Origin of the sequence: Terrabacter sp. NPDC080008 (assembly GCF_040702505.1) — a bacterium.
Classification (GTDB): domain Bacteria; phylum Actinomycetota; class Actinomycetes; order Actinomycetales; family Dermatophilaceae; genus Terrabacter.
The window spans coordinates 1-13,018 of record NZ_JBFBLC010000012.1 but is presented as its reverse complement, the minus strand read 5'-3'; the positions used below and the strand labels follow the sequence as shown (position 1 = coordinate 13,018).

General features: G+C 72.3%; 14 protein-coding genes and 1 riboswitch. Of the genes, 4 read left to right on the top strand and 10 right to left on the bottom strand.

Annotation, left to right across the window (positions count from 1 at the left end; all coding sequences use genetic code 11):
• Nucleotides 1-7: 7 nt before the first annotated feature.
• A riboswitch (SAM riboswitch) is annotated at nt 8-134 on the top strand.
• A gap of 36 nt (nt 135-170) precedes the next feature.
• Nucleotides 171-1,598, top strand: a complete 1,428-nt coding sequence (locus AB0316_RS20700; protein WP_366275121.1) for an aminotransferase class V-fold PLP-dependent enzyme — start codon at nt 171-173, stop codon at nt 1,596-1,598.
• Between the two features lie 10 nt (nt 1,599-1,608).
• On the opposite strand, the gene AB0316_RS20695 is transcribed toward AB0316_RS20700, so the two are convergent.
• From AB0316_RS20695 to paaA, 10 genes are all read right to left on the bottom strand, one after another.
• Complete coding sequence (locus AB0316_RS20695) at nt 1,609-2,655, bottom strand: endonuclease/exonuclease/phosphatase family protein (protein WP_366275119.1); 1,047 nt, start codon at nt 2,653-2,655, stop codon at nt 1,609-1,611.
• Between the two features lies 1 nt (nt 2,656).
• On the bottom strand, nt 2,657-4,342 hold the full coding sequence (locus AB0316_RS20690) for a ribonuclease J (protein WP_366275118.1): 1,686 nt from the start codon (nt 4,340-4,342) through the stop codon (nt 2,657-2,659).
• A 66-nt stretch (nt 4,343-4,408) separates the two neighbouring features.
• A complete protein-coding gene (gene dapA, locus AB0316_RS20685; RefSeq protein WP_366275117.1) occupies nt 4,409-5,302 on the bottom strand; it encodes a 4-hydroxy-tetrahydrodipicolinate synthase in 894 nt (297 codons plus the stop codon).
• Between the two features lie 233 nt (nt 5,303-5,535).
• The gene (locus AB0316_RS20680) at nt 5,536-6,015 is read right to left on the bottom strand and encodes a dihydrofolate reductase (protein ID WP_366275115.1); all 480 of its coding nucleotides are present in this window, start codon (nt 6,013-6,015) and stop codon (nt 5,536-5,538) included.
• Nucleotides 6,016-6,043: 28 nt separating this feature from the next.
• Nucleotides 6,044-6,859 carry a thymidylate synthase gene (locus AB0316_RS20675; RefSeq protein ID WP_366275114.1) on the bottom strand — a complete coding sequence of 272 codons (816 nt, stop codon included), beginning with the start codon at nt 6,857-6,859 and terminating at the stop codon, nt 6,044-6,046.
• 206 nt (nt 6,860-7,065) lie between these two features.
• Nucleotides 7,066-8,223, bottom strand: a complete 1,158-nt coding sequence (paaE, locus tag AB0316_RS20670; RefSeq protein WP_366275112.1) for a 1,2-phenylacetyl-CoA epoxidase subunit PaaE — start codon at nt 8,221-8,223, stop codon at nt 7,066-7,068.
• Nucleotides 8,224-8,733 (bottom strand): 1,2-phenylacetyl-CoA epoxidase subunit PaaD, encoded by a 510-nt coding sequence (paaD, locus tag AB0316_RS20665; protein WP_366275110.1) that lies wholly within the window; start codon nt 8,731-8,733, stop codon nt 8,224-8,226.
• On the bottom strand, nt 8,730-9,512 hold the full coding sequence (paaC, locus tag AB0316_RS20660) for a 1,2-phenylacetyl-CoA epoxidase subunit PaaC (protein WP_366275108.1): 783 nt from the start codon (nt 9,510-9,512) through the stop codon (nt 8,730-8,732). The genes paaD and paaC overlap by 4 nt, the downstream gene beginning before the upstream one ends.
• Entirely contained in the window at nt 9,509-9,817 is a 309-nt protein-coding gene (paaB, locus tag AB0316_RS20655; protein ID WP_366275106.1) for a 1,2-phenylacetyl-CoA epoxidase subunit PaaB, read from the bottom strand. Before paaB ends, paaC begins: the two co-directional genes overlap by 4 nt.
• Nucleotides 9,814-10,863, bottom strand: coding sequence for a 1,2-phenylacetyl-CoA epoxidase subunit PaaA (paaA, locus tag AB0316_RS20650; RefSeq protein ID WP_366275104.1), 1,050 nt, complete (start codon nt 10,861-10,863; stop codon nt 9,814-9,816). The genes paaB and paaA overlap by 4 nt, the downstream gene beginning before the upstream one ends.
• Nucleotides 10,864-10,965: 102 nt before the next feature.
• On the opposite strand from paaA, the gene AB0316_RS20645 reads away from it, so the two are divergent.
• The 3 genes from AB0316_RS20645 (at nt 10,966) to AB0316_RS20635 (ending at nt 12,814) form a co-directional block, all read left to right on the top strand.
• Nucleotides 10,966-11,631, top strand: a complete 666-nt coding sequence (locus AB0316_RS20645; RefSeq protein WP_366275102.1) for a GNAT family N-acetyltransferase — start codon at nt 10,966-10,968, stop codon at nt 11,629-11,631.
• 95 nt (nt 11,632-11,726) lie between these two features.
• The gene (locus AB0316_RS20640; protein ID WP_366275183.1) at nt 11,727-12,503 is read left to right on the top strand and encodes an AzlC family ABC transporter permease; all 777 of its coding nucleotides are present in this window, start codon (nt 11,727-11,729) and stop codon (nt 12,501-12,503) included.
• Nucleotides 12,500-12,814, top strand: a complete 315-nt coding sequence (locus tag AB0316_RS20635; protein WP_366275100.1) for an AzlD domain-containing protein — start codon at nt 12,500-12,502, stop codon at nt 12,812-12,814. The genes AB0316_RS20640 and AB0316_RS20635 overlap by 4 nt, the downstream gene beginning before the upstream one ends.
• Nucleotides 12,815-13,018: the final 204 nt, after the last annotated feature.

Sequence of the window (13,018 nt, the reverse complement as noted above, 5' to 3'; positions counted from 1 at the left end):
CTGCGCAGGTCATGAGTGCCAGTGACAAGCCCCGGCTCGCTGGCCAGCAACCCTCCTCCGCGGTGGGGTGCTCCGGGTGACGACCAGGCCGACCTCGGCTCCGTTCGCGTGATCGAGGTGGGCAAGCGCGGACCCGCACCGGGTGGGTCCCACGACCCAGGAGCACAGCCATGTCGGTCCTTCCCTCGACCCACGTCCTCCCCTCGCCCGCCGTCCCCGCGGCCCCCTCGGCAACCCCGTGTGGCGGCTCGCCCGCACCGGCGGTCCGTACGCGTGTGCTGCACGCCGTGCCCACGGTGGAGGCGCTCCCCACGGTCGTCGGCGCGGGACTGCGGGTGCCCACGCTCCACGGCGACACGGCATACGCCAACCTGGACCATGCGGCCTCGACGCCCGCGCTCGAGACGGTCAAGGCGGCCGTCGACCGGGCGCTGGAGACATACTCCTCGGTGCACCGCGGGGCCGGCTTCGCCTCCCGCCTGACGAGCGCGTGGTACGAGCAGGCGCGTGCCGAGGTCGCCACGTTCGTCGGCGCTCGCCCGGACGACACGGTTCTCTTCACCCGCACGACGACCGACTCCTGGGCGCTGCTGAGCAAGGCGCTGCCGAGCCGCACCACGGTCTTCGTCTTCGGCAGCGAGCACCACTCGACGCTGCTGCCGTGGGGCCGCTCCCGAACCGTGCGGCTGCCCGTTCCGCAGACGCTCGACGACGCGTACGCCCTCCTCGAGGAGGCGCTCGTCGACCACGCGTCCCGGCACCGTCTCGTGGTCGTCACGGCCGCCTCGAACGTCACCGGCGAGGTCTGGCCCGTCGCGCGCTTCGCCCACCTCGCGCACGCCCACGGAGCCCGGATCGCCGTCGACGCCGCCCAGCTCTCGGCCCACCGCCGCATCGACCTCGCGGCGTGGGACGCCGACTACGTCGCGTTCTCGGGGCACAAGACGTATGCCCCCTACGGCGCCGGCGTGCTGGCCGGACGGTCCGACTGGCTGGACGCCGGCACCCCCTACCTCCTCGGCGGGGGCGCCACCCGCTCGGTGACCGAGGACGGCACCGCCTGGGCCACCGGCGCCGCCCGGCACGAGGGCGGCAGCCCCAACGTCATCGGCGCCATCGCCTTGGCGGCGGCGTGCGCGACGCTCCGACGGCACGCGCGGGCCATCGAGCAGCACGAGAGCCGACTCCTCGCCCGGCTGCGCGACGGCCTGGATGGCGTGCCGGGGGTCGAGGTGCTCTCGATCTTCGGGAACGACAGCGACCGGGTCGGCGTCGTCGCGTTCACGGTCGAGGGCTGGGACTCGGCCCTGGTGTCGCAGGTGCTCTCGGTCGAGCACGGGATCGGCGTGCGCGACGGGAAGTTCTGCGCCCACCTGCTCGTGGACGAGCTCCTCGAGGACCCGTGGGGCGAGGGGCCCGCCACTGCCGTGCGGGCCAGCATCGGCCTCGGCAGCACCCTCGAGGGCGTCGAGCGCCTTATCACCGCGGTCGCAGGGCTCGTGGAGCACGGCCCCGCCGCGACGTGGACCCGGACGTCGGCCGGCTGGGTCGTCGAGGGACCCGACCCGCGGGACGTCGAGGTCGAGCGCCCCTGGTGACGGCCGCGGCTCAGCCGGCCGGCAGGGCGTAGCTCGCCCACACCGCGGCGTGGTCGGCGTGGTTGTAGGCCACCTGCCCCGCGGCGATCACGGTCAGCCCGCGGCTCAGCAGGTGGTCGAGCTGGACGTACGCGGGCAGCCGCTGTCCGGCGAACGGCCACGTGCGCACCCAGCCGTCCCCGTCAGCCCGCTGGGCGTCGACGAGGCCGTCGGCGAGGTCGCGGAAACCGGGGTGCCCGAAGTCGGCGTTCAAGTCGCCGGCCAGCACGAGCGGCTCCTGACGGGGGGCGGCCTGCACCCACGCCTGCAGGGTGCGCAGCCCAGCGCGCCACTGGCCGGTGTCGCCCGGCAGGGGCGCGACCGGGTGCGCCACCTTGAGGCGGACCTGCCCGCGCGGCGTCGACACGTCGAGCTCCGGCTGCACGCTCGGCGTGTGCTGGCGAGCGGGGTCGGCGCCGAGGTCGCGCACGGTGACCGGGAAGCGCGAGAGCACCATGGTCCCCGTGAAGTCGCCGGGGCGCGCGACCCCCTCGCGGCGGCTGAAGTAGTCGCTCGCGCCCACCTCGTCCAGGCGGCGCAGCATCGCGGGCGTCGCCTCGGTCAGGACGAGCACGTCGACCGAGCGGTAGCGCACGGCCTCCATGAGCTGCTCGGCGTTCGCGGAGCCGATCCACGTGTTGGCCGCCATGACGGTCAGGGCCCGCTCGGCCTTGGGTGTCGTCGTCGTCCGGAACGCCGGCGCGGCCACCGTGGCGGCCACCGCGAGGGCGGCGACGACGGGCACCAGCATCCACCAGCGGCGCAGCAGGAGCGTGGCCACCGTGAGCAGTCCCAGCCCCACGACGACGAACGGCCCGGTCGTCTGGAGCACGACGACGACGTATGCCGTCGAGTCGAGCCAGCGCAGCGCACCCACCGCGACGAGCACGACCAGGACGAGCGCGATGGCGAGGTCGAGCGCACGACGGACCCGGGAGCCGGGCCGCGTCGGACGGCGACCACGAGGCCGACGGACCGGCTCGGGCAGCCCTGCGCCGTCGGCCTCCTGCGCTCCCACCTCAGGCCTGCAGCACGACCGGGATGATCATCGGCCGGCGGCGGATCTTGCCACCGACCCACGAGCCCACGGCTCGCCGGATGACCTGCTGGAGCTGCTGGTCGTCGCGGACGCCGTTGGCCACGGCCTCCTCGACGGCGCGCTCGACCTTCGGGATCACCTGCTGGAAGATCTCCTCGTCCTCGACGAAGCCGCGGGCCGTGATCTGGGGGCCGCTCGCGATCTTGCCGGTGGCGGAGTCCAGCACGACGACACAGGTGATGAAGCCCTCGTCGCGCAGGATGCGACGGTCCTTCAGGAGTGCCTCGTCGGCGCCGCCGACGCTGCTTCCGTCGACGTAGACGTAGCCGCAGTCGACCACGCCGGCGATCGAGGCCTGGCCGTCGACGAGGTCGACGACCACGCCGTCCTCGGCGAGCACGACGTTGTCCTCGGGCACGCCCGAGGCGATGGCGAGCCGGGAGTTGGCGTACATGTGGCGCCACTCGCCGTGGACGGGCAGCACATTGCGCGGCTTGACGATGTTGTAGCAGTAGAGCAGCTCGCCGGCGCTGGCGTGCCCCGAGACGTGCACCTTGGCATTGCCCTTGTGCACGACGTTGGCGCCGAGGCGCATCAGGCCGTTGATGATGCGGTAGACGGCGTTCTCGTTGCCGGGGATGAGGCTGCTGGCGAGGAGCACGGTGTCGCCGGGGCCCACGTCGATGCGGTGCTCGCGGTTGGCCATGCGCGACAGGGCCGCCATTGGCTCGCCCTGGGAGCCGGTGCAGATGAGCACGACCTCGTCGTCACGCAGGTTGTCGAGCTTCTTGAGGTCGACGAGGATCCCGTCGGGGACCTTGAGGTAGCCGAGCTCGGCGGCGATGCCCATGTTGCGGATCATCGACCGGCCGACCATGGCGACCTTGCGGCCGGCCTTCTCGGCGGCGTCGAGCACCTGCTGCACGCGGTGGACGTGGCTGCTGAAGCAGGCGACGATGATCCGCCGCTCGGCGTGGCGGAACACCTTGTCGATGGCCGGGGCGATCTCGAGCTCGGGCGTGGTGAAGCCGGGCACGTCGGCGTTGGTGGAGTCGGTGAGGAAGAGGTCGACCCCCTCCTCACCGAGCCGGGCGAAGGCGCGCAGGTCGGTCAGGCGGCCGTCGAGGGGCAGCTGGTCCATCTTGAAGTCGCCGGTGTGCAGCAGGGTGCCGGCCTCGGTGCGCACGAACACCGCGAGCGCGTCGGGGATGGAGTGGTTGACGGCGACGAACTCGAGGTCGAAGACGCCGAGCTGCTCGCGCTGCCCCTCCTTGACGGCCATCGAGAAGGGCCGGATCCGGTGCTCCTTGAGCTTGGCCTCGACGAGGGCCAGCGTCAGGGTGGAGCCGATGATCGGGATGTCGCCCTTGAGCTTGAGCAGGTAGGGGACGGCCCCGATGTGGTCCTCGTGGCCGTGCGTCAGGACGATCGCCTCGATGTCGTCGAGGCGGTCACGGATGTAGCTGAAGTCCGGGAGGATCAGGTCGACGCCGGGGTGGTGGTCCTCGGGGAAGAGCACGCCGCAGTCGATGACGAGCAGGCGGCCCTTCGTCTCGAGCACGGCCATGTTGCGTCCGACCTCGCCCAGCCCACCGAGCGCGACGACCCGCAGGCCGTTGTCGGGTAGGGCGGGGGGCGTGGTCAGCTCGGGGTGGGGATGGCTCACAGGTGTCCTGTCATTCGGTGGTGCCGCCGGGCCTGTCGCAGGCTCGGTCGTAGGTCGTGGGGACGGTCATCCGTCAGCGGTGATGGTCGAGAGGGCCGCACGCAGCAGGGCGGTCTGCTCGTCGTCGGCCGGGACGAGTGGCAGCCGGACGGCGGGCGACTCGATGAGCCCCTGCTCGGCGAGCGCGGCCTTGGCCATGATGGCGCCCTGGGTGACGTTCATGACGGCGTCGACGAGGGGCACCAGGCGCCGGTGCACCGCACGGGCGTCGTCCCAGCGGCCGGCGACCACGGCGTCGGCCAGCTCGCGGTAGGCCGCCGGCGCGACCTGGGAGGTGACGCCGACGAAGCCGACGGCGCCGTTGAGGAAGTGCGCGAGGCTCATCGCGTCGTCGCCGGAGTACCAGTCCAGGCCGGTCTCCTGCATGAGCCGACCGGCGAACCACAGGTCGGCGCGGGCGTCCTTGACCGCCGTGATGCGCTCGTGCTCGGCGATGCGCAGGTAGGTCTCGCGGGCGATCGCGATGCCCGAGCGGCCGGGGATGTCGTAGACCATGACGGGCAGGTCGCTCGCGTCGGCGAGCGCCGTGAAGTGCGCGACCAGCCCGGCCTGCGGCGGCTTGTTGTAGTAGGGCGTGACGGCGAGCACGGCGTGGGCGCCCGCCTTCTGCGCCATGCCCACCGCCTCGACGCTCTTGGCGGTGTCGTTGCTGCCGGCGCCCGCGATGACGACGCACCGGTCGCCGACCGCCTCGATGACGGCCCGGAGGAGATCGTCCTTCTCTGCCGCCGAGGTCGTCGGCGACTCACCCGTCGTGCCCGAGACGACGAGACCGTCGTGCCCGGCGTCGACGAGGTGGGTGGCGACCCGCTGGGCCGCGTCGAGGTCCACGGAGCCGTCGGGGCGCATGGGCGTCACCATCGCCGAGAGGACACGTCCGAGGGCGGGTGCGTCAGCCATGCGCCCAAGGTTAGCGCCCGCGGTCGGGCGCACGGTGCGCCGCCCACGCCGGATGAGCGCGCCTCCGGGCTGGTCGCCGGGCCGGGCTCGGCCTCGCCGAACGGCTCCGGACATGCGAACGAGGCACTACCCGCTCGGGGGTCCGGGTAGTGCCTCGCCACCACCTACATCGTGCTGCCCGGGACGGCGTTACAGCCGACCGCGAAGTTTTTTCGTCCGAGCCGTATGCCGTGTCAGCCGCGCCGCTCGTAGGTGACCCAGGCGAAGCCGGGCCGTGCGTCGCGAGCCGTCTCGACCCACTGCTGCGGGTCGATCGCGGGGAAGGTGACGGAGCCCTCCGGGGACTGCTCGACCTCCGTGACGAGGAGGCGGACGGCATACGGCATGGCCTGGCGGTAGATCTCTCCCCCGCCGACGACGAAGACCTGCTCCTCCCGGTCGACGAGGGCGAGCGCGTCGGGCAGCGAGTGCACGACCTCGACGCCGGGGGCGCTCCAGTCCGGCTGGCGGGTGACGACGATGCTGCGACGCCCCGGGAGGGCGCCCATCGAGTCGAAGGTGCGCCGGCCCATCACCATCGGGTGGCCCATCGTCGTGCGCTTGAAGAACTTCAGGTCCTCCGGCAGGTGCCACGGCATGGTGCGTCCGTCGCCGATGACCCCGTTGCGGGCGACAGCGGCGATCATCGACACGTTCGGCAGCGGCGCGCTCATGGCGCCAAGGCTCGCAGACGCATCCGGGTCACACGGCGATGGGGGCCTTGATGCCGGGGTCGGCGACGTAGTTGCGCAGCGCGAAGTCGTCGAGGTCGAAGTCGTCGATCGCCTTCTTGTCCGGGTTGATCCACATCGTCGGCAGCGGGTGCGGCGTGCGGGTCAGCTGGAGCCGCGCCTGCTCGACGTGGTTGAGGTAGAGGTGCGCGTCGCCGAGGGTGTGCACGAACTCGCCGGGCTCGAGGTCGGTGAGCTGGGCGATCATCTGCGTCAGCAGGGCGTAGCTGGCGATGTTGAACGGCACGCCGAGGAAGATGTCGGCGCTGCGCTGGTAGAGCTGGCACGACAGGCGCCGGCGCCCGTCGGGTCCGGCCGGCGAGACGTAGAACTGGAACATCGTGTGGCACGGCGGTAGGGCCATGTCGTCGACGTCGGCAACGTTCCACGCCGAGACGATGAGCCGGCGGCTGTCGGGGTTGGTGCGGATCTGCTCGATCACCTTGGCGATCTGGTCGACGCGGCGGCCGTCGGGCGTGGGCCAGGAGCGCCACTGGTAGCCGTAGATGGGCCCGAGGTCGCCGGTCACGGGGTCGGCCCACTCGTCCCAGATCGAGATGCCGCGCTCCTGCAGCCACCGCACGTTGGTGTCGCCTCGCAGGAACCACAGCAGCTCGCCGATGATCGAGCGCAGGTGCAGCTTCTTGGTGGTCAGCGCCGGGAATCCGGCGGCCAGGTCGAAGCGCATCTGGTGGCCGAAGACGCTGAGCGTGCCCGTCCCGGTCCGGTCGGACTTCTCCTGCCCGTCGGTCAGGACGTGGTCGAGGAGGTCGAGGTACTGACGCACGTGGGAAGCGTAGCCCGAGTGGGTGACGAGACCCGGTCACGCCCCGCCGCCGGACTGCGCCTCCGAGCTGCCTCGCGCCTGCCGTGTGCAGCAGTCGGGGCCAGGACCCCGAATAGTGCGCACGCCGTCTTCCCCGAAACGCCGTAAGCAGCTTTCGGTGCCTGGACACCGATCGGTGCACACGGGCCGAGGCTGCCGGTCGAGCGTCAGGCGTCGTAGTCGAGGCCGACCTCAGCGGTGACCGGGTGACTCTGGCAGGCCAGCACGACCCCGGCCGCGACCTCCTCCGGCTCCAGGGCGTAGTTGCGGTCCATCCGCACCTCCCCCGCGACGACCCGCGCCCGGCACGTGCCGCACACGCCGCCCGTGCACGAGTAGGGCGCGTCGGGCCGGGCCCGCAGCGTCGCGTCGAGGATCGTCTCCTCGCGGCTCGGCATCGGGATGACCGTGGTGCGGCCGTCGAGGTTGACCGTGACGGTGGCCTCCGGGGGCGCGCCGGCGTCGACGACGACCTTCCGCTTGGGCTCGGTGCCGTCGTCGACGTGGAAGATCTCGTGGTGGATGTGCCGCGGATTCACGCCGCGCCCCGTCAGCAGCGCCTCGGCGCCGGTGACCATGCCGAACGGCCCGCAGAGGTACCACTCGTCCACCGACGCGGTGGGCAGCAGCGAGTCGAAGATCGTCGTGAGCCGCTCGGAATCGAGACGCCCGTGGAAGAGCTCGACGTCCTGCGCCTCGCGCGAGAGCACGTTGACGAGGTGGAACCGTCCCGGGAAGCGGTTCTTCAGGTCCTCGAGCTCCTCGAGGAACATGATCGAGCTCGTGCGGCGGTTGCCGAAGAGCAGCGTGGCGCGCGAGCCGGGCTCCTCCTCGAGCGCGGAGGTCAGCAGCGAGAGCACCGGCGTGATGCCCGACCCCGCCGCGATCGCGACGTGATGGCGTATGCCGCCGGGCCGGGTCGGGCAGGTGAAGGAGCCCTGCGGGGTCATGACCTCCACGACGTCCCCGACCGTGACGACGTCGTTGAGCCAGGTCGACATCCGCCCCTCGGGCACGCGTGCCGCGGCGACGCGTAGCCGGCGCCCGGTGGGGTCGGCGCGGCGCGACTGGCAGATCGAGTAGGACTGGCGCACGTCCTCGCCGCCGATCGTCGCCCGCAGCGTCAGGTGCTGTCCGGGCTCGAAGGCGAACTCCTCGACGAGTCCCTCCGGCACCTCGAAGGTGACGGCGACGGCCTCGTCGGTCAGGCGCTCGACCGAGGCGACCGTCAGGGGGTGGAAGCGGGCGCGGTGTCGCGCCGGGGCCGCGGGAGCCGGAGCGCTCGCGACGGGATCGGTGGCGGGCGGTGTGGTGACGTCGGTCATTCAGATGGCCTTGAACTCGTCGAAGGGCTCGAGGCACGCGTTGCACCGGCGCAGGGCCTTGCACGCGGTCGAGCCGAAGTGGCTGATCTCGGTGGTGTCGGCGGATCCGCAGTGCGGGCAGGTCACGACGTGACGGCTGATCCCGACGGGCACGGGTCCACGCGGCTCCCCTGCCGCCACCGCACCTGGGGGCGCGATCCCGAAGCGGCGCAGCGACTCCCGGCCCTCGTGGCTCATCCAGTCGGTCGTCCACGGCGGCGACAGCTGCGTGCGGACGTCGGCGGCATACCCCTGCTGGTCGGCCTCGAAGACGATCCGTGACGCGATCGCCTCCATCGCCGGGCAGCCGCTGTAGGTCGGCGTGATGGTGACGGCGACGGTGTGGGCCTGCTCGTCGACGTCGACCGACCGCAGGATGCCGAGGTCGGCGATGCTGACGACGGGGACCTCAGGGTCCGGGATCTGCGAGATCGCCTGTGCCAGCGTCGTTGCCGTGGCCACGGGACTCACCACGTGGCACCGGGGTGCGAGCGGGCGATGTGCTGCATCTCGGCGAGGAGATAGCCCATGGGGCGGGAGTGCACGCCATCTCGGCCGCCGCGCGAGCGCCACGTGGACGTTTCCGGCAGGCTGAGCGTCGCCTGCTCGACGACGCCGGAGACCCGGTGCACGACCTCGTCACGAAGGGTCGAGGGCAGCACCCCGGCCCCGGCCTCGGCCGCGAGCGCCGACGCTTCGTCGTCGTCGAAGAGCTCGGCGAGGTAGGGCTGCACGCGCTCGAGGGCGGCCTGCATGCGCCGGTGGGACTCGTCGGTGCCGTCGCCGAGGCGCACGAGCCAGAGCGAGGCGTGGTCGAGGTGGTAGCGCACCTCCTTGAGCGCCTTGCCCGCGACTCCTGCCACGACCTCGTCGGTGGACCGGACGAGGGAGCCGTGCAGCTGCACCTGGTACGCCGAGAACCACAGCAGCCGCGCCATCTCGTCGGCGAAGTCACCGCGCTCCTGCTCGACGAGGTGGACGTTGCGCCAGCTGCGCTCGTCGCGCTGCATCGCGAAGTCGTCCTCGCCGCGGCCGCTGCCGTCGATGGAGCCGATGTACGGGTAGAGGGCGCGGGCCTGTCCGAGGAGGTCGAGCGCGATGTTGCCGAGCGCCATGTCCTCCTCGATCTGCGGGGCGTTCGTCATCCACTCGGCGAGCCGCTGGGCGTAGACCATGGCGTCGTCGGCGAGACCGAGCAGGTAGGCGGCAGACGACCGCTGGACCGTGGCCGGGCTGGTGGGTGTCGTCACAGGTACTCGACATCCTCGGGCACGTCGTAGAACGTCGGGTGGCGGTAGATCTTGTCGGCCGCCGGGTCGAAGAAGGAGTCCTTCTCGGCCGGGCTGCTCGCCGTGATGTCGTCGGCCTTGACGACCCAGATCGACACGCCCTCCTGTCGGCGGGTGTAGAGGTCGCGGGCGTTGCGCAGCGCCAGCTCCGCGTCGGGCGCGTGCAGCGATCCGACATGCACGTGCGAGAGGCCGCGCTTGCCCCGGACGAACACCTCCCAGAGCGGCCAGCTCTTCTCGGTCGCGCTCCCGGCTGCGTCGGTCACGCGGCACTCTCCTTCTGCTGGTCCCTGGAAGCCTGCTTGGCGGCGTACGCGTTGGCGGCCTCGCGCACCCAGGCGCCGTCCTCGTGGGCGCGGCGGCGGTGGGCGATGCGCTCGGCGTTGCACGCGCCGTCGCCGCGCAGGACGCGCCAGAACTCGTCCCAGTCGACCTCACCGAAGTCGTAGTGGCCACGCTCGGAGTTCCAGCGCAGCTGCGGGTCGGGCAGCACGATGCCGAGCTTCTCGGCCTGCGGCACCATCATGTCGACGAACTTCTGGCGCAGGTCGTCGTTGCTGAAGCGCTTGATGCCCCAGGCCATCGACTGCTCGGTGTGGCCGCCCTTGGCGGCCTCGCCGGTGTCGGGCGGCCCGAACATCGCGAGCGCCGGCCACCACCAGCGGTTCGCGGCGTCCTGCGCCATCTCGCGCTGCGCCTCGGTGCCACGCATCAGCGTCCAGAGGATCTCGAAGCCCTGCCGCTGGTGGAAGGACTCCTCCTTGCACACGCGGATCATCGCCCGGGCGTACGGGCCGTAGGAGCAGCGGCACAGCGGCACCTGGTTCATGATCGCCGCACCGTCGACGAGCCAGCCGATGGCGCCGCAGTCGGCCCAGGTCAGCGTCGGGTAGTTGAAGATCGAGGAGTACTTCTGCCGCCCGTCGTGCAGCCGGTCGAGCAGCTCGGCCCGGTCGATGCCGAGGGTCTCGGCGGCGCTGTAGAGGTAGAGCCCGTGGCCCGCCTCGTCCTGCACCTTGGCGATGAGGATCGCCTTGCGGCGCAACGACGGCGCACGGGTGATCCAGTTGCCCTCCGGCTGCATGCCGATGATCTCGGAGTGCGCGTGCTGGGCGATCTGGCGGATCAGCGTCTGGCGGTACTTCTCGGGCATCGCGTCGCGCGGCTCGATGCGCTGGTCGGCCGCGATGAGGGCATCGAAGTCGTCCCCGATCGCATCGCGCTGGTCGTCGTGCGCCGTGGCCGCGTCGTACGCGTCGGTCTCGGCCGCGTTCAGCGGTTGCCTCGGGTCGATGACGTCGTTGCCATACATGGGTCCAGTATGCGAGATGCTACGGGAGGCGTCCAAAGCCGGGGCTGCTGCCCCGCGAGGCGCCCGCATCGGCCGCGCCCCGGGGCCTGAGAGGATGCCGAGGTGGCACACGACGAGCACGCCCCCCACGGACACCCGCACGACCACGGCCACGGGCACGGCCACGGGCACGCGCACGAACACGGGCATGACCACGTGCACGACCAGGCCGACGGCCTGGGCCCGGTCGCGGACGCCAGCGTCCGGGTGGCCCGCACCTCGGACGCGCCGGCCGTCGGTCTCGTGCAGGCGGTCGTCTTCCGGCAGGCCTACGCGGGCGTGCTGGAGCCGCAGGTCCTCGAGCAGCTGGAACCGCGCGTGTTCACCAACGCCTGGCGGGCCAGCCTCGAGGGCGAGGCGGCCGGCGACGGCGTGCTCCTCGTCGCCTGCGCGGGCGAGCAGGTCGTCGGGTTCGCCGCGGTCGGCGCGTCCAGCGACCCCGACGCGGGTGACACGACCGCGGAGCTGCTCGTCCTCGCGGTCCACCCGGACGCCCGGTCCCAGGGCCACGGCTCGCGCCTGCTCCACGCCGTCGTCGACACCGCCCGCGCCCGAGGCCGCGACCACCTGACCGCCTGGCTGCTGGCCTCCGAGGACGCCGTGCGTGCCTTCCTCACCGACGCCGGGATGGAGCCCGACGGCGCGCACCGTGAGCGCGTCGTCGACGCCGACGGCCGTACCGTCAGTGAGCTGCGCCTGGCCGCGTCGGTCGAGCCGGAGAGCCCGTGACCCACGCGTCCGCCGGAGCTGACCCCGACCCACCCGCCGGCCCCGAGCGCGCCACCGGTCCCACCAGCGCCACCACCAGCGCCACCACCAGCGCCATGCGCGGGATCGACAGCGCCCTCCCCCGCGGCTCGCGTCGGCTCGTCGTGCGGGAGGCGCTGTCGGTCGGCATCGCCACCGGCGCGTACGGCATCAGCTTCGGGGCCCTCGCCGTGGCAGCCGGGCTCGACGTGTGGCAGGCGATGGCCCTGTCGCTGCTGATGTTCACCGGTGGCTCGCAGTTCGCGTTCGTCGGGATCGTCGCGAACGGTCTGCAGGCCGCCCCCGCCGCGATCGCGGCCTCGTCGCTGCTGGGCGTCCGCAACGGCCTCTACGCCCTGGAGCTGACCCAGCTCCTCGGCGTCCGCGGCATCCGCCGCATCGCCGCGGCACAGCTGACGATCGACGAGTCGACGGCGGTCGCCGTGTCCCAGGACGACGTGCGCGCCTCGCGACTCGGCTTCTGGCTCACCGGCGCCTCCGTCTTCACACTCTGGAACCTCACGACGCTCGCCGGGGCCCTGCTCGGCAACGCGGTCGGCGATCCGCGCCGGTACGGGCTGGACGCCGCGGCATGCGCCGCGTTCACCGCCCTCCTCTGGCCGCGCCTGCGCAGCCGCGACGCCGTTGCCATCGCGGCGCTGGCCGCCGTCGTCGCCGTCGTCCTGTCGCCGAACCTCCCGGCCGGAGTGCCCGTCCTCGTGGCCGCGCTCGCCGCCGTCCTGGCCTGGCGCCGACCCCGCGGCGACGCATCCGGGATGGCGGCGGCCGGCGTCCCTGAGGCCGGGGAGGGCCGGCTCGACACCCGGGTCCCCGAGGAAGGAGATGCCCGATGACGCTGTGGACGGCGATCCTCGTCGCGGCGGCGATCGCGTTCGGGCTCAAGCTCGCCGGCTACCTCGTGCCGGCAAGCGTGCTCGCGCACCCTCGGGTCAAGCGCGTCACGGCCGCGCTGCCCGTGGCCCTGCTCGCCGCCCTCATCGCGACCCAGACCTTCACGGTGTCCGGCGGTGGCCTGACCCTCGATGCCCGCGTGGCCGCTGTCGGCGTGGCCGTCGTGGCGCTCCTGCTGCGTGCACCGTTCATCGTGGTCGTCGTGCTCGGCGCAGGGACCGCAGCGCTGCTGCGGGCTTTCGGCTGGGGCTGACCTTCAGCGGGGGTTGAGGTCGGGTAGGCCTGAGCGCGCTCCTCGCGCCGATGACGTCGTTCTCCGTGCCCCGGCTGGGGCGCGCACGGGCCGGAACGCGCAGAAGAAGGCGACGCTCCTATGGATCGTCAAGTGGTTGCGGGTGGGTGTTCGAGGGTTCGGAAGAGGTCTCTGGCGATGTAGCGCTTGAGGCAGCGTTTGATC